This is a genomic window from Streptosporangium sp. NPDC005286, assembly GCF_040607515.1.
Classification (GTDB): Bacteria; Actinomycetota; Actinomycetes; order Streptosporangiales; family Streptosporangiaceae; genus Streptosporangium.
This window is the reverse complement of the sequence record NZ_JBEXGU010000002.1, coordinates 18981-41668: the sequence shown is the minus strand read 5'-3', so window position 1 is coordinate 41668 and position 22688 is coordinate 18981. Positions and strand designations below refer to the sequence as shown.

Genomic DNA, 22688 nt, shown 5'->3' with positions numbered 1-22688 from the left:
GAGCGCCATGTAGCAACGCCAAATTGCTGCCATATGTCACCTGAATCCACGGTTCAAAACCATATATGGTGGCATCTCGTGACGATACCCCCAATGATCTCCTGGGTAGCCGCCGTAATCGTCGTGCTGGTGGCGGCCATGCCAGTCACACAGGAGCGACTCACCAGGTTTACCGCGCTCCTTGACCTTTCCGTCACAGCGGCCAACGCCCGTCAGATCATCGACCACTTCGCCGGTCTGCGCCGGTGGCGTCTGATCGCACTCGTCTTCGCCGCTCCCCTGGCGTGTTTCACCGACGATCCGTTCTACCTGGTTCTGGGCTGGTGTGCCGTCTCCATCTTCCTTCACGTACGACCACCGACCCCAACGCTCCGCGATCACGGTGACGCGGAGGGCCACGACATGGAGATCTATCGAAAGGCGTGGCTGCTCGGTGTCGGCGGTGCCGTGGTGGCAGGCGGTTATCTGCTGACGAACCACGGCGCCACTCCGGCACGTCTGACCCACGCCGTCATCATGATCATCGTGACGGCGGCGGTACCGTTTGCCGCCCGGAATCTGCGAACCGGGCCGACAACCGAAGCGCCCGACGACACGACCCAGGCCGGTCTGGCGATTCGCCAATGGTCAACGCGGAACCTCTACCTCGCGGGAACCGCGGTCGTACTGGCAGGCGCGATGCTCACTCCCGGGCAGCCGGCACAGCGCGAACTACCCGAATACTCGATGCCCAGGTCGTTCCCGAAGGACATGGCCGTGTTCACGAAGGTGGACGAATATAAGGCGCCTACCTGTCCATGGATCGATCAGATGGACGATCCCTGCCGGTATTGGCTGGTGAACGAACAACCGTTCCCGCAGGCCGCGCCTTACACCATCAGAAAAGGCAAAGCACCCCAGCAGGCGCCGTTCATCCGAAGCCCCGATAAAAAGGCCGTCGTCTATTTGGGCAGAGACGACCGCCGCATGGCGTACCAGGACTCCAAGGGCATTCACCATCTCACCGGCAACCTGGCCGACGCCGAAGTGCCCACACCCGCATTCCTCGGTCAGAGCAGGTATGTAGCCCTGACCAAGGATGGCACCCGGATCACCGACACCAGGACCTGGACCACGGTGTCGATCCCCGACGCTCAACGCGTCCACGCCCTCAACGGGAGCGGGATCGTGGTCACGACGGCCTCTCGAGTGCTCGTGCTCGACCACCGGGGAAAAACGCGGATGAGCCTTCCCCTCAGGAAGACCAAGAAGAACACCCCCAAGGACGCATACCACCTCCGGCCGGACGGAAAACGCCTTGTGGCCATCCGGGGCTTCGGGAGTCGCGTCGAAACCTTCGACTCAGAAACCGGCAGGCGTTTGTCCAGCGTCACTCCCAAGTTCCCCGGCGACGATTTTCTTGACGTTGGCCTCGGCTGGTCCGAACAAGGCCTTTTCCTGGTCCGCAGCGCCCTGAGCGAACGCGTCTACTACCTCAATCTGGCGACAGGAAGGCTCTGGAGACGCGACTGAACCGCTCCGATCCCGCACGGACGGTTCACCCCGGAGGCCGGACCCGGTCGATGTCGAGCGGGAGGGTTCGAGGTCCGCGGACCTGGCCGGTGGACCAGGTCACGGCCGCCGGGTCGTGCAGGCCGAAGTTCGGGATCCGCTCAAGCCAGACCTCCAGGGCGACCCGCAGCTCCATCCGCGCGAGATGCGAGCCCACGCAGCGGTGGATGCCGAGGCCGAACGCGGCGTGCCGGTTGACCTCGCGATCGATGACGACCTCGTCCGCCCGCTCGAACTGCGCCGGGTCCCGGTTGGCCGCCGGGAACGACAGCAGGATCCAGTCGTCCGCCTTCATGTCGACGCCGTTCCAGTGCGTGTCCTCCTTGACCAGCCGGGCCATCGTGACCGGCGCGTAGACCCGAAGGAACTCCTCCATCGCGGTCGGCAGCAGCGCGGGCTCGTCGACCAGGCGCTCACGGTCGGCCGGGGTCTTCGCGAGATGCCACAGCGACGCGCCGATCGCGCTCCAGGTCGTGTCGATGCCCGCGATGAGCAGCAGGGCCATCGTGCCGGCCACGTGCGACGGGTCGAGTTTGCGGCCGTACAGCTCGGCATTGACGAGGTAGGTCGTCAGGTCGTCACGCGGGTCGTCGACGTGGTCGCGGACCTGCGCGAGCAGGTAGTCGAACAGACTCCCCATCCGCGCCATGCGCTCCTCCGGCGGCAGGTTGACGCCTTCGAGCGTGTTCTCCACGAATTCGCGGAACCGTGGCCCGTCCTCGGGTGGGAAGCCGAGCATGTCGGCGATGACCCGCATCGGGATGTACTGGGCGTAGTCACGGGCGGCGTCGACGGTGGGCTGCCCCTCGAACGCGTCGATGAGCGAGTGGCACAGCGCTCTCGTCGCCTGCTCCCGCTTGGCGACCGCGCTCTTGGTGAACGCCGGGAGCAGCAGTCTGCGCGCGTCGTGGTGGAACGGCGGATCGGAGGAGATCGGCGGCGTGCCACCCACCGGCGCCACCTCCCGGGGCGGCCGGAAGTTGCTCATGATGATCGACCGTGAGGAGAAGTGCTCGGTGTCGTAGGCGATCGCGGCGACGTCCTCGTAGCGGGTGGGCAGCCAGCCGCCGCCGAACCGGTCGGTGTGCGCGATCGGGCAGCGCTGCCGCAGGTCGTCCTGGATGGGGTACGGGTCGGCGGCCCACTCGGGCTCCAGGTGGGAGAAGTCGGTCGCCCAATCCGAGACCGGACCGGTGATGATCTCGTTGCGGGTGCCGAGGGGCTGGTCTGCCCGCGATTCCCGGAAGTCTCGGGTGAAGCGGTCGTCTCCGGTCATGTCACGCCTCCTGCACGATGTCGATCGCTCGTTCGGGGCAGTTGGACACGGCCAGGTGGGCCACGTGCTCATCTCCCGGCGGCACGACGCCGTCCGCGATGACCTGCCCGTAGCCCTCCTCGTCCTCGGTGAACAGGGTGGGGGCGAGGTCGTAGCAGCGGCCATGTCCCTGGCATTTTTCAGAATTCATCTGGACTATCACTACGGTGCTCCGCTCTGTGCGGGGGTGTCGTCAGCAGGGGCGAGGCCTGCCACGACTCGGGCGAGCAGCGTGCTCCACTCCGCGTCGTCGACCCCGTGCAGACCGGGTGGGACGAGCGCGCTGCCCATCGCGAGCAGCAGGCAGAAGTGGGCGAGCGCGTTCGGCGACAGCGTGGGGTCGAGCTCGCCGTCGTTCTGGGCGACGCGCACCAGCCCGGCGAGCCAGTCAGCGCGTTCACCGACGTAGTCACGCATCGGCCGGGCGACGTCCTCGTCACGACGGGCGGCGACCAGCGCCTCGACGATGAGGGCGCCGCGGACGTCGCGCCGGCGAGGCAGCCAGCGGCCGATGACGAGCAGCAGATCCGTGATCGACCGGTCGGGGTCGGCGGCGAACAGGTCGGCGAGCAACTGTGGCCCGTGCGCGCGCAGCGCGGTCACGAGCAACTCGGCCTTCGAGCCGAAGTGCGCGTACAACGCGCCGTTGCTCACTCCCGCGGCCGCGGCGATGTCGGCCACCCGCGTGCCGTCGTACCCACGCTTGGCGAAGACCTCCGCCGCCGCGTCCAGCAACCGCTCCCGGGTCTCGGCGGCGGTGACACCCGCGATGCGCCCCATACAGGAAGCAAAAGAGCATTCATTTAATTCGTCAAGAGCCTTGTCCTGCAGCCCTAGCCCCTCTACCGCTCCTGCCCGTGACCGACACCCCTCTGTCCGATGTCATGGACGCGCACGTGCAAGCCAACACCGCGAAGACCTACGCGGCGTTCGTCGAGATGTTCCGGAATTCGGTGATCGGGATCATCGGGGTCGGCTTGCTGGAGCCCGACGGCCGGGTCGGCGAGGGCTTCTCGGCCAGCCAGACCACCCACGGCGACGGCCAGCCGCGCATCCTCACCTTCGCCGACCCGGAGGTGGCGTCGCAGGCGCCCGGGTCGCAGTGCAACGTCGACATCCCCGGCGCGGTCCTGCTGCGCATGGCCGCCGAAGACCCGTCGTGCGAGGGCATCCCGGTCAACAGCGCTACTAAGCTGATCAGCATCATCATCAGCAGGGCGTCCGCGTCAGCCATCGCTCAGGGGCCGGTCTGACGGGATCGGCCGCGTCGCGGCGAAAGATTTCTCCGGGGCCGTGTCGATCAGCGGGCCGCTCGTTCGACGTATGGGGGCGAGGGCCGAGGGGCGGCCCCGCCGGACGAGGAGAACGCGATGCCGAAATACCTGCTGATCATGCGAGGCACCGATGAGACGAACGCGGCCATGATGGCTGATCTCGACGAGATGATGGCCACGACCCGCCGGTTCATCGAGGACATGATGAAGGCCGAGGTTCTCGTCGCGGCCGAAGGGCTGGACGATCCGGGCCAGGGCGTCGTGGTCGACTTCAGCGGCGAGGCGCCGGTGGTCACGGACGGGCCGTACGGCGAGACCAGGGAACTGTTCGGTGGCTACTTCCTGCTCGATGTCGCCACGAAACAGGAGGCGGTCGAGTGGGCCAAGCGGGTCCCGGCGGTCCGCGGGTCCAAGATCGAGGTCCGGCGGGTGGCCGAGGCCGACGAGGTCCCGCAGGGCAGCGAGAACAACGGCCAGATCTGATGGGTACGGCCGACGTCGAGGCCGTCTGGCGGATCGAGTCGGCCCGGATCGTCGCCGCGCTGACCCGGTTCACCGGCGATTTCGGGTTGGCCGAGGACGCGGCCCAGGAGGCGGTGGCTGAGGCGCTGGTGTCGTGGCCGCGTGCCTCTCCGGCCAATCCGGCCGGCTGGCTGATGGCCACGGCCCGGCGGCGGGCGATCGACGCGATCCGCCGCCGGACCGCCCTCCAGGACCGATATGCCCTGCTGGCGGCCGCCCCCGCGGTCGACCAGGAAATCGACCCCGACAAGATCGACGACGACGTCCTGGCGCTGATGTTCGTCAGCTGCCACCCGGTGCTCTCCCGCGAGGCCCGGGTGGCGCTGACCCTGCGCGTGGTCGGCGGCCTGTCCAGCGAGGAGATCGCCCGCGCGTTCCTGGTACCCGTGCCGACCGTGCAGGCCCGCATCACCCGGGGCAAGAAGACGATCGCGGCGGCCGGGGTGCCGTTCGAGCTGCCGCCGGCCGGCGAGCGCCGGGAACGGCTGGGCGGCGTGCTCAGAGTCCTCTACGTGATCTTCACCGAGGGGTCGACGGCCACGTCGGGCGACCGGCTGCTGCGCCCCGACGTTGCGTACGAGGCGATCCGGCTGGCCCGCACGCTGGCCGCGCTGCAGCCCGACGAGCCGGAGGTGCACGGCCTGCTCGCGTTGTGCGAGCTGACGGCCGCGCGCTTCCCGGCCCGGACCGGCCCGGACGGCACGCCGGTCCTGCTCGAGGACCAGGACCGGCGGCTGTGGGACTTCTCGGCGATCCGCCGGGGGCTGGCCGCGCTGGCCAGGGCATCGACCCGCGGCCTCGGCCCCTACGGCCTGCAGGCCGCGATCGCCGCCGCCCACGCGTCGGCGCCCTCGGTCGAGGCGACCGACTGGGACCGGATCGTGCTGCTCTACGAGGCGCTCGGCCGGGTCGCACCCTCGCCGGTGGTCGAGCTCAACCGGGCCGTTGCCGTGGCCATGGCCTCGGGTCCGGCGCAGGCCCTGGCCATCGTGGACGAGCTGATCGCCTCGGGCCGGCTCCCCGGTTCGCATCTGGTTCCGACCGTACGCGGGGAGCTGCTGGCCCGCCTCGGCCGGCGACCGGAGGCGCGCGCCGAGCTGGAGCTGGCCGCCCGGCTGTGCGCCAACCAGCGCGAACGCTCAGTGCTGCTGCGCAAGGCGGCCGCGCTGGACTGACTTCCCCAGCGCGGCCGGCCCGGATTCGAGCGCGGCCCGGATGCCGTCGATCGCGAGGGAGTATTTCACCGCCCGCCGAGACGGCGAGTTCGACTGCACTCTTCCGCCGCGAGTCGCGCGCTACCCGCTGTTGTGGCGGCCGGTGTCGGCCGGTCCATCGCACCATCGAGCTCACCCACGCGATGTTGCGCGCATACAAGTTGGTCGAGCCGGACCTGACCGACGCGGACCACTGCGCGGCGGTGCCGAGTCGCCGTTCAAGGATGCAGGCCGCGAGGCGGCCCGCGGCGTTGATACACGGCGGATACATGGCCGAGCACCCGCGGATACCCGGTCGATACAGAGCGGACGGAAAAGGGCTCCAAAGTGGCCACGGCGTCGTGAAGAACGGCGTGATCCCACCGAGAAGGAGTCCTTGATGCGTGTGTTGATGTGCGGTCTGCTCGGTCTAACGGTGTTGACCGGCTGCGGGGGAGCCTCAACCCCCGCGGCAGACAGCGGCGGTGCCACGATGGACAAGGTCCGCGAGCGGGAGACTGTCATCGCCACCTGCATGAAGCAGAAGGGTTTCTCCTACACCCCCTCGGTCAGCCGGCCCAAGCAGTCCGATGCGAACCCCGCTGACTACGCGGCGATGAAGGCGGCCCGCAGCAAGGACGGCTTCGGCGTCTTCTCCGCCGTCGTCTATCCGAAGCCGCCGGAAACGCAGGCGCCGGACCCCAACAAGGCGACGATCGACGGCCTCTCCGGCGCCAAGCGGGACGCCTACCTCAAGACCATGAACGAGTGTCGGGTCAACGCCCTCCAGCAGGTGGACGGCCTGAAAGTCACCTCGGTCGCCGACTATCAGGACCAGATGAGCACGGAGATCGAGAACATCGACAAGGTTCTCGACGGCGACCCCAAGCTCCTGGAGCTCGCCGCGCCGTTCGCCGAGTGCCTGAAGTCCAAAGGCGAGCGGGTGACCTCCGCGAAGCCGCTCGCGCTGAGTGTTCGCGGCTGGGAGGTGTGGAGCGGGCAGGCCGACCAACTCGGCAAGGCGGGCAAGGTCACGGCGGAGGCGGCCAGGCCGTATCTCGCCAAGGAGATCAAGTCGGCGCTGGTCGACCTGGAGTGCGGCAAGGACTTCTACGCCGCCTTCGTCCCCCTGCAAAAGCGGCTCACCAACGAGGCCAGGGCGAAGTACGGGTTCCAAGAGCGGTGATGCGTACCCCTCGTGGCAAGCTGCTGCTCGTGCTGGCCGTGGTCTTGGTGGTCGCGGGGACCGGCTGGGGAGTGGGCACTCTGCTGCGTTCCCCGGCCGACGAGGCGGCGGCACGCAAGCCGCCCAAACCGTCGCTGGTCACCGCCGCGGTCGAGCGGCGCAAGCTGGTCGCCACCGTAGTGGTCAGCGGCGCGCTGGAGTACGGCTCGCCGTATCCGGTGTCGCTGGCCGGAGTGGTGGGCGGCAGCGAAACCGCTCAGCGCGCTACCCGCGCTCCCCGGCGGGGCACCCTCGCGGAGGGCGCGGTGCTGATGGAGGTGAACGGGCGCCCGGTGTTCGTCTTCTCCGGCACGGTGCCGATGCACCGCAGCATCGTCTCCGGCGCCAAGGGGGCCGATGTCAAGCAGCTGCAGAAGGCGCTGCGCAGGCTCGGCTACCGCGCGCCCGCGACCGGCGTGTTCGACCAGGCGACCATCGCCGCGGTGTCGCGCTTCTACGCCAAGCGGGGCTATGAGGCGCAGCAACCCACCTTGGAACTGCGGCAGAGGCGCGACGACCTGCACCGGGCCGTACGGGCCGCGCGGGAAGTGTTCGCGACCGAGCGTAAGGCCCTTGACCAGGGCAAGGATGTGCTCCCGCTGAAAGTCAGGCTCGCCAACGCCCGGCAGGATCTGAAGGAGGCCGAACAGGCGCTGAAGAGCGCGTGGGCACAGGAGCACACCACCGAGGACGAGGCCAAGGTCGAGGCCGCCGAGAGCGCCGTACGGGCGGCCGGTGAGAAGCTGCTGGCGGCCCAGCAGGAGCTCGCCCAGGCCACCGCGACGCCCGCCCCCGCGCCCAGCCTCAGCTCCAGCCCCACCGCAGGCCCCACTGCCGATGCCACGGCCGGGCCGCCTGCCGACACCCGCCTGCTCGAACTCCGGGTCGCCAACGCCAGGGCGGATCTGGCCGCCGCCAGGTCGGCGCTGGAGCGCGTACTGGAGGAGGCCGGGACCGCGCGGGCCAAGCGGCTGACCGAGCTGACGAAGAACGTCCGGGTAGCGCGCGAGGCCGTCGTCACCGCCGAGCAGGCGCTCAGGCAGGCCAGGCAGCTCTCGCCCGCCAAGCTGAAGGTGGCCAACGCCCAGAGTGACCTGGCCACGGCACGAGCGCTGCTGGCCGAGTTCTCCCGGACCTACGGCACCACCGTCCCGCCGGGAGAGGTCGTCTTCCTGCCCAAGCTGCCCGCCCGCCTGCACAAGTCGACCGTCAAGGCGGGCGAGCTGGCGGACAAGTCGATCGCCACGGTGACCAGCTCCACCTTCGTGGTCTCAGGCTCGGTGGACGTGGCTGAGGCCGAGCGGCTGAAGACGGGTCTGAACGCGAGCATCGAAACCGAGGCCGGCAAGACCGTCCCCGGCACGGTGACCTCCCTCGGCGGACGTGACGCGAAGGGCGCCGTGCCGGTGATGATCACTCCTGCCTCGATGAGGAGCCTCAAGAAGCTCGCCGGCGCGCCCGTCACGGTTCGCGTCACCATCGGAGCCACCGACCAGGAGGTGCTCGTGGTCCCCGCCGCGGCAGTCGTCACCGCCGCGGACGGCAAGGCCCGGGTGCAGGTGGAGATCGCGCCCGACCAGACCAAGGAGGTCGAGGTACGCACCGGCCTGTCCGCCGACGGAGCCGTGGAGGTGGCCGGCGACCTCAAGCCGGGCGACATGGTGGTGATCAACAGTGCCTGAGCCGGTCATCCTGCTCCACGACCTGACCAAGGAGTTCCCCACCGATCCTCCCGTCCGGGCGCTCTCCGCCGTCAACCTAAGAGTTGAAAAATCGGACTACGTGGCCATCGTCGGCCCTTCCGGATCCGGGAAGTCCACCCTGCTCAACACACTCGGCCTGCTCGACCGGCCGACCGGCGGCAGCTACCGGCTCGACGGCATCGAGACCATCTCACTGAAGGACAGCGTGCGGACCACCATCCGCGGCAGCCGTATCGGCTTCGTCTTCCAGTCCTTCCACCTGTTGCCGCACCGCAGCGTGCTGGAGAACGTGATGCTGGCCGAGGTCTACGGCAGAGGGGCTCGCAAGGGGCGGCGCGAGCGTGCGCTGCGGGCTCTGGAGCGGGTACGGCTGTCGCACCGGGTGGACTTCCTGCCCGGCAGGCTGTCCGGCGGCGAGCGGCAGCGCGCCGCCATCGCCCGCGCCCTCATGGGCGAACCGTCGCTGCTGCTGTGCGACGAACCCACCGGCAACCTCGACAGCAAGAACACCGACGCCGTGCTCGACCTGTTCGACGAACTGCGCGCCCAGGGGATGACCATCGTGGTCATCACTCACGAGAACGACGTGAGCGACCGGGCCGGACGCCGGGTGCGCATCACCGACGGCGTCCTCACGGAGGAGTAGATGTGCACCCGCGCGACCTGCTGAACGAGGCCATGGCGGGCCTGCTTGCCCGCCCGATGCGCTCGGCGCTGACCACCCTGGGCACCGTGCTGGGCATCACCACGCTCGTGGTCACTCTGGGCGTCGCCGCGACGGCGGGCAACCAGATCGTCGGCCGCTTCGACGAGCTGACCGCCACCTCCGTCACGATCGAAGTCCCGGAGCACTCATTCCCCCTGGTCGATTGGGCCGACGTCAGCCGGGTGACCCGGCTGCGCGGGGTGGTCTCCGCCGCCGCGCTCGCCGAGTCGGAACAGAGCGCCAATCTCAGCGTCCGCTCCAACGACATCGTGGACCCGACCCGGGTCACCGACCAGACTCTGACCGTGCTCTCCAGCAGCCCCGGCCTGCCCGCCGCGGTCAAAGGCAGAATGATCGAGGGCCGCTACTTCGACGCCGGGCACATCGCCCGCGGGGACAAGGTCGTCGTGCTGGGCCGGCACGCGGCCAAGCTGCTGGGCATCACCCGGCTGACACGGGCCCCGGCCGTCTTCATCGGCACCCAGGCGTACACCGTCATCGGCGTGCTCGGCGACCTGAAACGCGAAAAGAGCCTTGCGAGCGCAGTCCTGTTGCCACCGGCCGTCGGCAAGCGCTACGGCCTGAGCACCGTGACCCGGGTCCTGGTCAACACCGGCCTCGGCGCCGCGGAACTGATCGCCGAGCAGGCGCCGACCGCGCTCAGCCCGGGCAACGAGGCCCTCCTCCAGGTCATCTCGCCGCCCAGCCCCACCAGAGCCCGCGATGCGGTGGAAGGCGACGTCAACGCCCTCTTCCTGATCCTCGGGCTGGTCTCCCTGGTCGTCGGCGCGGTCGGCATCGCCAACGTCACCCTGGTGACCGTGATGGAGCGCATCGCCGAGATCGGCCTGCGCCGCGCCCTCGGCGCCGCCCGCCGCCACATCGCCGCGCAGTTCCTGCTGGAGTCCACCCTTACCGGGCTGACCGGCGGCATCATCGGCGCTTCCGGAGGGATCGTCGTGATCGTCGCGGTCTGCGCTGCCAAGCAGTGGACTCCGGTCATGGATGTACGGCTGGCCGTCATGGCGCCTGCCGCCGGTGCCGTCGTCGGGCTGCTCGCGGGTCTGTACCCGGCCCTGCGTGCCGCTCGCATGGAACCAATCAACGCACTTCGGTAGATATGGTGCATTTTCATGACATCCCTGCTGCTCGTCGAAGACGACACGGTGATCCGCACGTCGGTCAGCCTGGCCCTGGAACGCTACGGCTACCGAATGACCACCGCCGCTGACGGGCTGAGCGGCCTGGAGGCGGCCCAGACAGGCGGCCACGACCTCCTGCTGCTGGATGTGATGCTGCCCAGCCTGGACGGCATCAGCGTGTGCCGCAGGATCCGGGAGACCAGTCAGGTGCCGATCCTCATGATGTCGGCCCGCGGCGACGGCCTGGACATCGTCGCCGGGCTGGAGGGCGGCGCCGACGACTATGTGGTCAAACCGGTCGACCTGCCGGTGCTGGTGGCCAGGATCCGCTCGCTGCTGCGCCGGGCCACCATCGCTCAGCCCCAGCCCACGACCGGGCAGGCCGCCGCGAGCGCAGTGCTCACCTTCGGCGAGCTGAGCATCGACACCGGTTCGCTGGAGGTACGGCGGGCTGGGCGACGCGTCGAGCTGAGCCCGACCGAGTTGCGGCTGCTGCTGGAGTTCGCCGCCCATCCCGGCATCGTGCTGGAACGGGCGACGCTGCTGCGCACCGTGTGGGACTACGGATGGGACGGCGACAGCCGCGTGGTCGACCTGTGCGTACAGCGCCTGCGCAAGAAGGTCGGCGCCGAGCGCATCGAGACGGTCCGCGGGTTCGGCTACAAATTGAGCGCCACATGAATCCGGCTTCGCTGCGATGGAAGATCGCCGCCCTCGTCACGCTCGCCTCCACCGTCGTCGCCGCCATGATAGGACTGCTGGTTCACCGGGCGACCTGGCAGCGTGCCCTGGACATCGGCGAGGCCCGAGCCCAGATGGCCCTCGACAAGTCACTGGCCCCCGCTGACCGGCCCGGCGGCACGCCCGACGACGTGGTGACCGTCGAGGAGCTCCCTGACGCTCTGGCTGCCCAACTGCGTCCCGGCCGGCCGGTGATCTGGTACGGACTCGATCACCGGGACGAGCCGTGGATGTGGGCTGCCCAACCGTATGGCAGCGACGGCCGCCAGGCGGTGAGCGTACAGATCTCGATGGGCTCGGAACTGCGCAGCCTGTACGCGCTGGACCGCAACATGGCCAAAGCCGGACTGCTCGCCCTGTCGGGGGTGGTACCGCTGTCGGTGCTGGCGGCCGAGCTCCCCAACCGGCGGCTTCGGCGCATGGCCCGCACCGCCCGCGAGATCGCCGACGGCAACCTGGCCGCTCGCACCGATGCGGGCGGCCGGGACGAGATCGCCGAGATCGGCGCCGGGCTCAACTCCATGGCCGCCAGCCTGCAGCGGCGGCTGCTGGCCGAGCAGCGCTTCACGGCCGACGTCGCGCACGATCTGCGTACCCCACTGATGGGGCTGCTGACCGCCAGCCAGTTGCTGCCCGACGGGCAGGCCACCGACATGGTCCGCGACCGAATCGGCGTGCTGCGCGGCCTGGTCGACGATCTGCTGGAAATCTCCCACCTGGACGCCACCGGCGAACAACCGGATCGGCAGTCGGTGCCGCTGGCCGACCTGGTACGCGAGTCGCTGCACCGTGTCGACGTGCCCGCCGACCTGCATATCGTCGGCGACCAGGGCGACACGACAGCCGTCACCGATGCGCGCCGCCTGGAGCGCATCGTCGCCAACCTGCTCCTCAACGCCCGCACACACGGCGCCGCCCCGGTAATGATCACCGTGCGCTCCCGCCAGATCGTCATCCGCGATCATGGGCCAGGTTTCCCGCCTGACCTGCTTGCGAACCTGAACAAGGGACAGGCGCAGCGCTTCCACACCGGACGGACCGAGCGCGGCCGCGGGCACGGGCTCGGCCTGACCATCGTGCTCGGCCACGCCCGCATCATCGGGGCAAGCCTCCAGTTCGCCAACCCGGTCAACGGTGGTGCGAGCGTCGCCATCACCCTGCCCAACTGAGGTGCCCAGCGGATCGCAGCGACCCACTCAAGGTGGCCGATCCTGATGATGTCGGCACGCGGCGACTCGCTGGATGTGGTGGCCGGCGGTGACGACTAAGTGGCCAAACCGGTCGACACCCCAGTGCTGGTGGGGTGGCGACTGCGGCGCCGTCGACACCCCACCAGATGGCCGGCCCGATGCACGGTTGATACACGGTCAAGCCCGTACGGAGACACGGCCACGGCCGGACGGACACGTGGGTGGCCCACCGTGTTCGGCATGCGACGTTCCTTCGTGCTCCTCCTGCTGGCGAGCGCCCTGTCCGGCTGCGGAACCGTACCGTCCGTCTCCGGGGCCACCGTGTCCGACGTGCCCCTGCCGTGGCCGGCCGAGGGCCAGGCGGCGGTCGAGGTGGAGGGCGTGGGCAGCCTGGGCGCCAGCGGCGACCCTGAGCCGCTGCCCATCGCCAGCGTGACCAAGGTCATGACCGCCTACGTGATCCTGCGCCGCCATCCGCTCCGGCTCGGCGACGACGGCCCGCCTATCACCGTGGACCGTACGGCCGCCGACGAGTCCTACACACCGCAGGAGTCCACCGCCCCGGTCAGGGAGGGCGAGCGGCTACGGCTGCGCCGTCTGCTGGAGCTGATGATGGTGCCCTCGGGCAACAACGTGGCCCGCCTCCTGGCCCGCTGGGACTCCGGTTCCCAGGAGCGCTTCGTAGAGCGGATGAACGCCACCGCCCACCGCCTGGGCATGGCCGCCACCACGTACACGGGCGCCAGCGGCAACGAGGACAGCACCGTCAGCACCGCGGCCGACCAGCTCAAGCTGGCCAAGGAAGCCATGCGCGACCCGGTCTTCCGTGAGGTGGTGGCACAGGCTGACACGGCCGTGCCCGGCGACGCGAGAAGGCTGCCCAACACCAACACGCTGCTGAACAAGCACGGCGTCATCGGCATCAAGACCGGCTCCGGCACCGTCGCGGGCGGCAACCTGATGTGGGCCTCCCGCGTACGAGGCCGCCTGGTGTTCGGGGTGATCCTCGGCCAGGTGGCGAACACCAACCCGGTCGCCGCCAAGGCGGCGGCGCTAGAGGCGGGCGGGAAGATGAGCGCGGCGGTCGAACGGTGGCTGCTCAAGCGGCCGGCGGCACTCCTGCCAGAGCCCCGCCCCACCACTCCTCGCCCTGCCGAAGCGATCGGCCCCGCTCACCGGTGACCCGTCCCGGCAGTTATCTGGGGTAGTCAAGCGAACCAGCCGGTCAGCCGCTTGAAGGTCGTTAAGTCACGTAAGACAAGTAGGCAAACCGCGGCCGCCGCGCCAGTGGGCCGTCGAGAGGTCCGTCAGCCGCGATCGATCCAGCGAACTCAACTCAAGAACTGTTGCTTAGCCTAATTTCTGCACTCATCCTCCCCGGAGGCCGCTTCGCGGCGAGGGCCTCCATCACGCCGTCCAAGCCGTCGCCCGGATGCACGACCTATAGCCAACCCGCTGACAACCCAGCTCAGTACGCCTTCCGGCGGTCTTCTGCAAAACGCTTCAGCTAAGCCGACGGCGAGCAAGCAGCGTGGAGTCGTGAGCGTTGATAGACGTTCCGTCGCGGGTCATCTTCCGTGGCCGCTGCTCGACCACGAGGGCCTCGAAGTCTTCCGGTAGGCCGGGCAGCAACTCTTCGGCAAGAAACATGGCCCTGCGCTGGCTCGCGGTCAAGTGTGTGAGCTCCACGGAGGGTGCGTGGCCGACGACGAGGAGATATCCGCCGGGCGCGACGGCGTCGGCCAGCCGGCGGGTCACGTCCATCATCCCGCCGTCCGGCGCGTGCAGATAGTGGCTGGTCACCAGATCGTATGACCGCCCGGCCACCGCGATGGTCCGTGCGTCGACCCGCCACCAGTCAACCTGATCGGCGATTCCGGCTTGCTCGGCGTGCCGGGCGGCGCGTGCCAGGCCGTTGACGGAGAAATCCGCGCCGGTGACTGTCCAGCCCTGGCGAGCCAGCCAGATCACATCGCCGCCCTCACCGCAGCCGACGTCGAGCGCGGTACCGGGGGTCAGTCCGGCCACCTCGGCGACGAGCTGCGGATGGGGATTGGACCATCTCGATCGAGGACTGCGGCTGGCGCGCGCAGTGGCAGGCCCTGTCCAACCTGTCTCGCGACGGCGGTGAGGTGGTGACAGTGCAGCGGCATGACTACGCCCAGCACCATGTCACCTATGCCGTCGACGGCCGGCTCATCACCGACATCAACCCGGCGTTTCCCATTGACAGGCAGGGCGCGGATCCCGACCGGCTCAATCGTCACCTCCGTGAGCTGGGCATCGATCCGGCCGCCGGCGACCACATCGACAACTCCATCCCGGCGGCCCTGGCACTCGCCAGCCGAATCACCGGCGTCATGATCAGCCCACAACACCTCCGCCGCCCCATTCTCGGCGCCGCTATACCTGGTGCCCATTTCTGACCCACCCCAGCGTCGAAACGGGCCAGAAGCGGTGGTGATGCGGCGATGCCCTCACCTCGCCACAGAGCCCCTCCGAACTGTGACGGCAGACGATAGTTGTCATCTACCAGCGCCAGTTGTCACCAGATGTAGTCGGGACGCGTGCCCAGCCAGTCTTTTCGTCCTAGTGGATCTGTTCGGCGCTGAGCCCGGTTGGTACCTGTGATCCGCTACGGACCAAGCATCTGCCGTTGGCGTGCTAGGCGCCTTTTGTGGATAGACGACTGGCGGAATCACCCCTCGTTACGGGGTCCTCCGGTTCACGCCGGGTGAGCACCAAGGGGGCGTCCTCGGTGATGGCGACCGTGTGCTCGGAGTGGGCCGTGCGTGAGCCGTCGGCCGACCGGATGGTCCAGCCGTCGGCGTCGTAGACGATCCGGTCGGTCGTGCGGGCAAACCAGGGTTCGAGCGCGAGGGTCAGGCCCGGCCGGAGCGTAAGGCCGCGCCCTGCCCGGCCCTTGTTCGAAACGTGGGGCCCCTCGTGCATGGTGCGGCCAATGCCGTGGCCACCGAACTCGTTGTTGACCGGATAGCCGTAGTCGTGGGCTACCGCCCAGATGGCCGCCGAGATGTCACCCAGGCGATTGCCCGGACGCGCCACCTCGATCGCCGCCTCCAACGCTTCCTCGGTGGCACGGATGATCCGCAGGTCCTCCTCGGCAGCAGTGCCAACGACGACCGTGCGCGCCGAGTCGGCCACCCAGCCGTCTACGCTGACCGCGAGGTCCGCGCTGAGTACGTCGCCGTCACGCAGCGTGTAGTCGTGGGGTAGGCCGTGCAGGACGGCGTCGTTGACCGACAGGCAGATGACGTTGCGGAACGGGCCGCGTCCGAAGGACGGCGCATAGTCCCAGTAGCACGACTCCGCCCCGCGCCGTTTGATCATGCCGCGCACGTGGTGCTCCAGGTCCAGGAGGTTGACGCCCACGTCGGCGAGCCGGCCGACCTCGGAGAGCACCTCGGCGACGAAACGTCCGGCCACGTGCATGCGTTGGATCTCCGCAGGCGTCTTCAGTTCAATCACGATTACCTCGCGTCACAGGGTGTTGGTATAGTTATACCGGAACCTTAACACTTGCCGGTATAGTAATACCAACCCTATTCTGGGAGCATGGTCCGCCAACCGCTCACGCCTGAGCAGATCGAAGCCGGCAGGCGTCTCGGCGCCCTGCTGCGCCACGCGCGAGCGGGACGCGACCTAGCGGAAGTCGCGCACGCGGCCGGCATCTCGCCGGAAACCCTGCGCAAGATCGAGACCGGACGACTACCCTCTCCCGGATTCGGCACGATCGTCTGCCTCGGTGAGGCACTCAACCTGCCGGTTCAGGAGTTGGCAGCCACCTGGCGCGGCAGCTACCTACCGCTGGAAGCCGTCTTGTAGCCGCTGCTCCACCCGTCCACGGAACTGGCCGGCACCATCGCAAAGTGACAAGTAGTACCTGTACCTGGCGCCGACCATCGCTGGAAACGATGAGCAGAATCCCATGTCGCAGTGACCTTCTGATGACAGATATCGCTTGTAGTCACACGAACCATGCTCGGATCGCACTGTCACTTTGAATGTCGTTCGGGCGTCCTGATTAGATGCTGACCAAAATGACAGTGCCCAGGCCGGACTCAAGCCTCGCTGTCATGTTCGGCGACGCCAGACACCAACGGAGAGCCCGGTGCGGAGTCGTCCCCACGCCGGTTCCCGGGATCCGCGCCAGACCATACAAGGGGAACCTCGACCTGACCGCCCAGTGAGCGAGCCACGAACGACCAGGCTTCCGGCGGCATGGGACGCCAAGGAAAGACCATGACGTCGATCTGGGGCCTTGTCGCGACTCGGGGAAGGACCGCGTGGAGATCACCCGCGAGAGGCGGACGACCAATCCTTCCACGACGGCTGGCGAGCCGGGTCCGCCGCTCCGTAGCGGTCGCCCTGCGGCGCGGGCAGGGCGTCGAACTCGGCCAGATCCGCCGGGCTCAGCTCGACATCCACCGCTCCGGCGTTCTCCGCGAGGTACTTCGAGGTCTTGGTCCCCGGGATGGGAACGACGTACCGCCCCTGGGCCATCACCCAGGCGAGCGCCACCTGGGCCGGGGTGGCGCCGATGCGCTCGGCGATCTGACGCACCCGGCCCGCGATGGCCAGGTTGGCGCGCAGCGCCTCCTGCTGGAAGCGCGGTAGTCGCCGCCGGAAATCCTCCTCGGGCAGGTCGTCGAACGAGGAGAACCGCCCGGTGAGGAAGCCCTTCCCCAGGGGCGAGTACGGCAGGAAGGCGATGTCCTGCTCCTGGCAGTAGGGCAGTACCTCGGTCATCCAGTCCCGGGTCCACAGCGACAGCTCGGACTGCACCGAGGTCACCGGGTGCACCGACTGCGCCCGCTTGATCTGCTCCACCGTCACCTCGGACAGGCCGATGTAGCGCGCCTTGCCCGCCGCCACGGTCTCCGCCAGCGCTCCCCAGGTCTCCTCGATCGGCACCTCGGGATCCACCCGGTGCAGCTGATAGAGGTCCACGTAATCGGTGCCGAGCCGGCTCAGGCTCTCGTCGATCGACCTCCGGACGTGCTCCGGGCGGCCGTCCAGGCCCTGAACGGGGTTGCCCTCGGAGTCCCGGGTGAGGGTGCCGACCTTGGTGGCCAGCACCGCACGCTCCCGATGACCGCCCGCCAGCGCCCGACCGATCAACTCCTCGTTGGTGAACGGCCCGTACACGTCCGCGGTGTCGAGCAGCGTCATGCCCTCATCGAGCGCCTGGTGGATCACCGAGACCAGCGTGGCTTCGTCCCGCGGGGTCGCCAGATCGTAGCTGAAGCTCATGCCCATACAGCCCAGCCCCAGAACGCCGACCACGGGGCCCTCGGGCCCGAGCGTCGTGGTACGCATTGCCCGCCCTCCTCATAGACGATGCCTCAACGATACGGGGGGAATCCCGAACCGGGCCCGGGCGGTCGCGTCGGGGTCGCCGCGGCGCGCCGCCACGCGGGCGTCGAGCGCCCGGGACACCGCCTTTCGTTGGGGCACAAGAACCATGCGTTGGCCCGAAAGACAGCGCCGGCGTCGCGCCCGAGAGTGGATCGCAGCGGGGGGCGGCGGCGATCGTCCACGCGTCCATCGCAGTGAGGAGATGTTCCATGAGCAGTGGAGCAGTGAGAAACGCCGTGCTCGTCCACGGAGGATTCGTCGATGGATCCGGCTGGCAGCCGGTCTACGACCTCCTGGTCGCCGACGGCTTCCGCGTCACCGTCGTGCAGAACCCGACCCTGTCGTTGGAGGACGACGTGCGGATCACCCACCGCGCGCTCGACGCGCAGGACGGCCCTGCGGTACTGGCCGGCCACTCCTACGGCGGCGTCGTCATCACCGAGGCCGGCACGCATGACAAGGTCGCCGCGCTGGCCTACATCGCCGCGTTCGCTCCGGACAAGGGCGAGTCGGTCAACAGCCTCATCGCCGATCCCCCGCCGGGTGTCCCGGTCCCGCCCATCCTGCCGCCCCGAGACGGCTTCCTCTTCCTGGACCGGGAGCGCTTCGCGGCGTCCTTCGCCGCGGATCTGCCTTCCGGGCAGGCGGCGTTCATGGCCGACTCCCAGGTGCCGTGGGGCGTTGACGCGCTCGGCGGGGCCGTCACCGAGCCCGCCTGGCGCGCCAAGCCCTCGTGGTACCTGGTCGCCACTCAGGACAGGGCCGTTCCACCCGCTGACCGGCGTGCTCCCCGGCTGAATTAGGCCGCCGGCGCGGGCACCCTGTCCTACGCTGGCGGCCTTGCCATCCGCGGCGGCGCGGCCAGACCCACCTACCACTCCTTGGAGACCTCATGACCTTGACCCCGCAGGTGCCTACCGTCCGCGGCACGGTGGCCGTGGATGATCTGGGCACTGTACTGATGCACGAGCACGTCTTCGTCCTGAGCGAGGAACTACGGCAGAGCATGCCGGAAAGCTGGGACGAGCAGCGGCGCGTCGACGACGCCGTGGCCCGGCTGACGGCTCTGGCGGCGACGGGCGTGTCCACGATCGTCGATCCGACCGTCATCGGCCTCGGTCGGGATGTCCGGCGCGTCGCGTCGGTCAACCGGCACGTGGATCTCAACATTGTGGTCGCGACCGGCCTTTACACACTGGGGGACGTGCCGTACTACTTCCGCTACCACGGGCCGGGCACCCTGCTCGGCGGCCCCGAGCGCATGACCGAGTTGTTCGTTCGAGAGCTCACCGAGGGCATCGCGGGCACCGGCATCAGAGCCGCGTTCCTCAAGTGCGCGATCGAGGACGAGCTCACGCCCGGCGTGGAGCGGGTGATGCGGGCCGTGGCGCAGGCGCACCTCAGCACCGGCGCGCCGATCACCGTCCACACCAGTGCGCACGCCCGCACCGGCTTGATCGCGCAGGAGATCCTGCGCAGCGAGGGTGTGAACCTCGGCGCGGTGGTCATCGGGCACAGCGGCGACACAGCCGACCTGGACTACCTGCACCAGCTCATCGACAACGGCTCCTACATCGGCATGGACCGCTTCGGTCTGGACGTCCTGCTGCCCACCGACCAGCGGGTGGCGACCGTTGCGGCTCTTGCTCGGCAAGGACTGGCCGACCGGATGGTCCTGTCACACGACGCGTCGTGCCACATCGACTGGTTCCCTCCGGGCGTGCGCGAGCAGGTCGCGCCGAACTGGCACTACACCCACCTGCACGAGCAGGTGCTTCCGGCGCTGCTCAGCGCCGGGGTCACCCAGACGCAACTGACCACGATGCTGGTGGACAACCCGCGCCGGTACTTCAGTCCGGCCGAACACTAGCGGCACCGCGGTGTGTCTCGACGGCCCCCATGGAGGGAATCGGGGCGACCGCGTTCCAGAAGTACATATGTCTAATCGTAATCAGGGCGATCGGCGGCGCGACCGTCGTCGATGACGCCATGCTGTCGATGGACCTACACCTGCGCGAGCAGGGGATGAGCCTGCGCGCCACCCGTCGGCGGCGACCGTCCTGCACATGCTGCGCGACCACGACACCGCGACCCTCAGTCGAAACGGTCTTCTCCGCTTTCGACGAGCGGTCCAGACCATGTGCGACATGTTTTGTTCACTCAGAGTAGCTGTACGTATACTCTCGGTAGATCGTTGAGGTCATCGGGAGGATCATCGTGAAGCGAATCGCCCTCGTCCCCGTCATCTCCGCCGCCATGGTCGCGGTCATGGGAAGCGCCGCCTACGCCTCACAGTACGTGGCCTACGAAGGGCCGGGCTTCACCGGCCGGTCGGTGGTCATCGACCGGTGCGGCCCGTCCAACATCCCCTTCCACGGGTCGTACAAGTGGTACGGCGACGGCCAGAGCGGCCGGATGTACAACCAGCCCGACACGCAGGGTGTGATGCACTTCGAGCTGCCGTCCAACCGCAACGCGGAGCAGAGGACGCCCGTCGGCTGGAAGAGCATCTTCATCGTGTGCTGACGCCCGGAAGGCGGACGGGCCGGGCGCTCACCGAGGCCGACAGGTCCTGCACCGGCCCCTCTCCGTCAGACTTCAGCGAGATATGGGAGGTTGCAGCGTCCCATTCCACCGTCGTCATGCCGGGTGCATCGGCCGGGCCCCCTCGATCTCGCCGGCGCTGTCCGCTCGGGCGGGTAGTAGCAGGGCGGTGACGACCACGGCCACGGACAGCACCGCGCCGATGATGAAGGCCAGCCGCATGCCGTCGAGGTTGGCGAGCGCCTCCGTGGCTCCCGCGGATCTCAGGGCATCGGCTCGCGCGCTCATCACGGTGATCACGAGCGCGGTGCCGATGGCCGCGGAGACCTGCTGCAGCGTGCTCAGGATCGAGCTGGCGTGGGAGTAGAGCGGCGGCGGAACCGCTCCGAGCCCGAGAGTGAATACCGGGGTGAAGGTCGCGGCCAGCCCCACCATCAGCAGCGCGTGCAGACCGAGGAGCTGCCAGAACGGCATGGTCATCGTGACCTGGGTGAAGCCGGTGAGCGCGAGCGCGATCCCGATCGCACCGGGGATGACCAGAACCCGGCCGCCGAACCGGTCGAACAGGCGGCCGACGGTCGGACCGAGCAGCCCCATCGCGAGGCTGCCCGGCATCACGAGGAGTCCGGTCTGCAGGGGGCTGAGCTCACGGACGTTCTGCAGGTACAGCGGCAGCAAGATCATCGATCCGAGCATCGCCATGAAGGCCACCGACATCAGGATCAGCGCGATCGTGTAGGTGCGGTGGCGCAGGGTACGCAGGTCCAGCAGCGGCACGCCGCGCTTCTGCAACGACAGCTGGCGGGCGACGAAGACGGCGATGGCCACCAGGCCGGCCGCCACGATCGCGGCGGCGACGCCGGCGTCACCACCCTCGAACCAGCTGAGCCCGTAGACCAGGCCACCGAAGCCGACAGCGGCGGTCACCACGCTCAACCAGTCGATGGTGCTGAACTGGGGCTCTCCGACGTTCTTGAGCTGCTTCAGGCCGCGCCAGGTGATCACGGCGGCGATGGGGAGCACCACGGCGAACAGCAGCCGCCAGGACCCGAATTGGAGGATCACCCCCGAGACCGTCGGGCCCATGGCGGGCGCGACCGAGATGGCCAGGGAGACGTTGCCCATCACCCGGCCCCGGTCCGTCTCGGGCACCACCTGCATCAGGGTGGTCATCAGCAGCGGCATCATCACAGCCGTCCCGGACGCCTGGATGATGCGGGCGCCCAGCAGCACCTCGAACGACGGCGCGACGGCGGCCAACGCCGTGCCGAGCAGGAACAGGCCCATCGCGGTGGTGTACGCGCTGCGGGTGGACACCCGCTGCAGGAACCATCCGGTGATCGGGATGACAGCGGCCATGGTCAGCATGAAGGCGGTCGAGAGCCACTGCGCGGTCTGCTCGGTGATGTGCAGCGCGCTCATCAGCCGCGGGATCGCGTTGATCATGATCGTCTCGTTGAGGATGACCACGAATGTGGCGAGCACCAGCAGCCGGATCACGGCCGGGGTGCGACCTGAAACAGCGGTCGCGGGCTTGGCGGGTGAATCGAGCTGTGGGCTGGGCACGGCACCTCAATCGGGGTTGTCGGACATGACGTGGTCATGGCTGGTGTCTCAGCCTTGGGTCTCACAAGAAGTTGTGGCCATGCAAAGACTGACCGGCACCACCGACAAAACTCATCGCCCGCCCCCAGCATTCCGGCAAGTGATGTGAAATGTCACCCAGTTTTCACCGGCGGACGACGATCTTCAGATCACGCGAAGGAGCACCCGAATCGCTGTCGATCGACACCGACGAAGGCCTTCCAGGATCCTCCTGGGAGACCTTTCGCGGTGAGTCCCGCGGATTCACCGCTCGGGAAGCTCGTGCGCGTCGGGATAGAGCATGATGATCTTTTCCAACAACTCAAGGCCGTCCGTCTGCACGTCCCAGCGGCCGCTGTCGAACGCTCGGATCCTCACCTCCGGCGCCGACGGACTGTCGCCGTAGCCCACCAGCTCTCCGTCGATGAGCTGACAGTCCCCGCTGAACAGGTCGATGAGACGACTCGTGGTCACCAGTGAGTTCGCCGTGGCCTCGACGATCGCTTCAGTCTCCGGAGAGACGAGCCAGTCGAGGAAACCGAGGTCCACGTCCTGAAGCAAGGTCCTGCCCCTTGGTCCGGGTAACCCGCTAATCCGCAGGGAAGGGCGGATGCCTCGC

General features: G+C 68.6%; 24 protein-coding genes. 16 read left to right on the top strand and 8 right to left on the bottom strand.

The window, feature by feature from the left end; genetic code table 11:
* The first annotated feature begins 93 nt into the window (after positions 1–93).
* Positions 94–1512 (top strand): hypothetical protein, encoded by a 1419-nt coding sequence (locus tag ABZU75_RS01365; RefSeq protein ID WP_355547915.1) that lies wholly within the window; start codon positions 94–96, stop codon positions 1510–1512.
* 25 nt (positions 1513–1537) lie between these two features.
* Here ABZU75_RS01365 and ABZU75_RS01360 read toward each other — a convergent pair whose 3' ends face one another.
* Genes ABZU75_RS01360 through ABZU75_RS01350 form a run of 3 tightly spaced genes read right to left on the bottom strand, consistent with a single transcriptional unit; the run spans position 1538 to position 3646 of the window.
* A complete protein-coding gene (locus ABZU75_RS01360; protein ID WP_355547912.1) occupies positions 1538–2827 on the bottom strand; it encodes a cytochrome P450 in 1290 nt (429 codons plus the stop codon).
* Between the two features lies 1 nt (position 2828).
* Entirely contained in the window at positions 2829–3017 is a 189-nt protein-coding gene (locus tag ABZU75_RS01355; protein ID WP_355547909.1) for a ferredoxin, read from the bottom strand.
* An 11-nt stretch (positions 3018–3028) separates the two neighbouring features.
* Positions 3029–3646, bottom strand: coding sequence for a TetR/AcrR family transcriptional regulator (locus tag ABZU75_RS01350; protein ID WP_355547906.1), 618 nt, complete (start codon positions 3644–3646; stop codon positions 3029–3031).
* Between the two features lie 77 nt (positions 3647–3723).
* On the opposite strand from ABZU75_RS01350, the gene ABZU75_RS01345 reads away from it, so the two are divergent.
* The 10 genes from ABZU75_RS01345 (at position 3724) to ABZU75_RS01300 (ending at position 13744) form a co-directional block, all read left to right on the top strand.
* Positions 3724–4119: a hypothetical protein gene (locus ABZU75_RS01345; protein WP_355547903.1), complete on the top strand. Its 396-nt coding sequence runs from the start codon at positions 3724–3726 to the stop codon at positions 4117–4119.
* Between the two features lie 117 nt (positions 4120–4236).
* Positions 4237–4623 (top strand): YciI family protein, encoded by a 387-nt coding sequence (locus ABZU75_RS01340; RefSeq protein WP_355547900.1) that lies wholly within the window; start codon positions 4237–4239, stop codon positions 4621–4623.
* Positions 4623–5837 (top strand): sigma-70 family RNA polymerase sigma factor, encoded by a 1215-nt coding sequence (locus ABZU75_RS01335; RefSeq protein WP_355547897.1) that lies wholly within the window; start codon positions 4623–4625, stop codon positions 5835–5837. Before ABZU75_RS01340 ends, ABZU75_RS01335 begins: the two co-directional genes overlap by 1 nt.
* A gap of 418 nt (positions 5838–6255) precedes the next feature.
* Positions 6256–7041, top strand: coding sequence for a hypothetical protein (locus ABZU75_RS01330; protein ID WP_355547894.1), 786 nt, complete (start codon positions 6256–6258; stop codon positions 7039–7041).
* Positions 7041–8762 carry a peptidoglycan-binding protein gene (locus ABZU75_RS01325; RefSeq protein ID WP_355547891.1) on the top strand — a complete coding sequence of 574 codons (1722 nt, stop codon included), beginning with the start codon at positions 7041–7043 and terminating at the stop codon, positions 8760–8762. The genes ABZU75_RS01330 and ABZU75_RS01325 overlap by 1 nt, the downstream gene beginning before the upstream one ends.
* Entirely contained in the window at positions 8755–9429 is a 675-nt protein-coding gene (locus ABZU75_RS01320; protein ID WP_355547888.1) for an ABC transporter ATP-binding protein, read from the top strand. The genes ABZU75_RS01325 and ABZU75_RS01320 overlap by 8 nt, the downstream gene beginning before the upstream one ends.
* A gap of 2 nt (positions 9430–9431) precedes the next feature.
* Complete coding sequence (locus tag ABZU75_RS01315) at positions 9432–10607, top strand: ABC transporter permease (protein WP_355547885.1); 1176 nt, start codon at positions 9432–9434, stop codon at positions 10605–10607.
* A 15-nt stretch (positions 10608–10622) separates the two neighbouring features.
* Positions 10623–11312, top strand: a complete 690-nt coding sequence (gene cseB, locus ABZU75_RS01310; protein WP_355547882.1) for a two-component system response regulator CseB — start codon at positions 10623–10625, stop codon at positions 11310–11312.
* Positions 11309–12541 (top strand): HAMP domain-containing sensor histidine kinase, encoded by a 1233-nt coding sequence (locus tag ABZU75_RS01305; RefSeq protein ID WP_355547879.1) that lies wholly within the window; start codon positions 11309–11311, stop codon positions 12539–12541. The genes cseB and ABZU75_RS01305 overlap by 4 nt, the downstream gene beginning before the upstream one ends.
* Positions 12542–12802: 261 nt before the next feature.
* Entirely contained in the window at positions 12803–13744 is a 942-nt protein-coding gene (locus ABZU75_RS01300) for a serine hydrolase (RefSeq protein ID WP_355547876.1), read from the top strand.
* Between the two features lie 321 nt (positions 13745–14065).
* Here the strand turns inward: ABZU75_RS01300 and ABZU75_RS01295 are convergent, their stop codons facing one another.
* Positions 14066–14704 carry a class I SAM-dependent methyltransferase gene (locus ABZU75_RS01295; RefSeq protein WP_355548251.1) on the bottom strand — a complete coding sequence of 213 codons (639 nt, stop codon included), beginning with the start codon at positions 14702–14704 and terminating at the stop codon, positions 14066–14068.
* Here ABZU75_RS01295 and ABZU75_RS01290 point away from each other — a divergent pair.
* The gene (locus ABZU75_RS01290) at positions 14623–14988 is read left to right on the top strand and encodes a DUF6461 domain-containing protein (protein ID WP_355548248.1); all 366 of its coding nucleotides are present in this window, start codon (positions 14623–14625) and stop codon (positions 14986–14988) included. The two genes, ABZU75_RS01295 and ABZU75_RS01290, sit on opposite strands and share 82 nt — an antisense overlap.
* 238 nt (positions 14989–15226) lie before the next feature.
* On the opposite strand, the gene map is transcribed toward ABZU75_RS01290, so the two are convergent.
* Positions 15227–16051: a type I methionyl aminopeptidase gene (gene map / locus ABZU75_RS01285; protein ID WP_355547873.1), complete on the bottom strand. Its 825-nt coding sequence runs from the start codon at positions 16049–16051 to the stop codon at positions 15227–15229.
* A gap of 87 nt (positions 16052–16138) precedes the next feature.
* Between map and ABZU75_RS01280 the strand changes: the two genes are divergently transcribed.
* A complete protein-coding gene (locus tag ABZU75_RS01280; protein WP_355547870.1) occupies positions 16139–16408 on the top strand; it encodes a helix-turn-helix transcriptional regulator in 270 nt (89 codons plus the stop codon).
* Positions 16409–16876: 468 nt separating this feature from the next.
* Here the strand turns inward: ABZU75_RS01280 and ABZU75_RS01275 are convergent, their stop codons facing one another.
* Positions 16877–17902: an aldo/keto reductase gene (locus tag ABZU75_RS01275; RefSeq protein WP_355547867.1), complete on the bottom strand. Its 1026-nt coding sequence runs from the start codon at positions 17900–17902 to the stop codon at positions 16877–16879.
* A 248-nt stretch (positions 17903–18150) separates the two neighbouring features.
* On the opposite strand from ABZU75_RS01275, the gene ABZU75_RS01270 reads away from it, so the two are divergent.
* The 3 genes from ABZU75_RS01270 (at position 18151) to ABZU75_RS01260 (ending at position 20467) form a co-directional block, all read left to right on the top strand.
* A complete protein-coding gene (locus ABZU75_RS01270) occupies positions 18151–18744 on the top strand; it encodes an alpha/beta hydrolase (RefSeq protein WP_355547864.1) in 594 nt (197 codons plus the stop codon).
* An 89-nt stretch (positions 18745–18833) separates the two neighbouring features.
* A complete protein-coding gene (locus ABZU75_RS01265) occupies positions 18834–19811 on the top strand; it encodes a phosphotriesterase-related protein (protein ID WP_355547861.1) in 978 nt (325 codons plus the stop codon).
* A 347-nt stretch (positions 19812–20158) separates the two neighbouring features.
* Complete coding sequence (locus ABZU75_RS01260) at positions 20159–20467, top strand: MiAMP1 family antimicrobial peptide (protein WP_343970830.1); 309 nt, start codon at positions 20159–20161, stop codon at positions 20465–20467.
* A gap of 114 nt (positions 20468–20581) precedes the next feature.
* Here the strand turns inward: ABZU75_RS01260 and ABZU75_RS01255 are convergent, their stop codons facing one another.
* Both ABZU75_RS01255 and ABZU75_RS01250 read right to left on the bottom strand, forming a co-directional pair.
* Complete coding sequence (locus tag ABZU75_RS01255; RefSeq protein WP_355547857.1) at positions 20582–22051, bottom strand: MDR family MFS transporter; 1470 nt, start codon at positions 22049–22051, stop codon at positions 20582–20584.
* 282 nt (positions 22052–22333) lie between these two features.
* Positions 22334–22630 carry a hypothetical protein gene (locus tag ABZU75_RS01250; RefSeq protein ID WP_355547854.1) on the bottom strand — a complete coding sequence of 99 codons (297 nt, stop codon included), beginning with the start codon at positions 22628–22630 and terminating at the stop codon, positions 22334–22336.
* Positions 22631–22688: the final 58 nt, after the last annotated feature.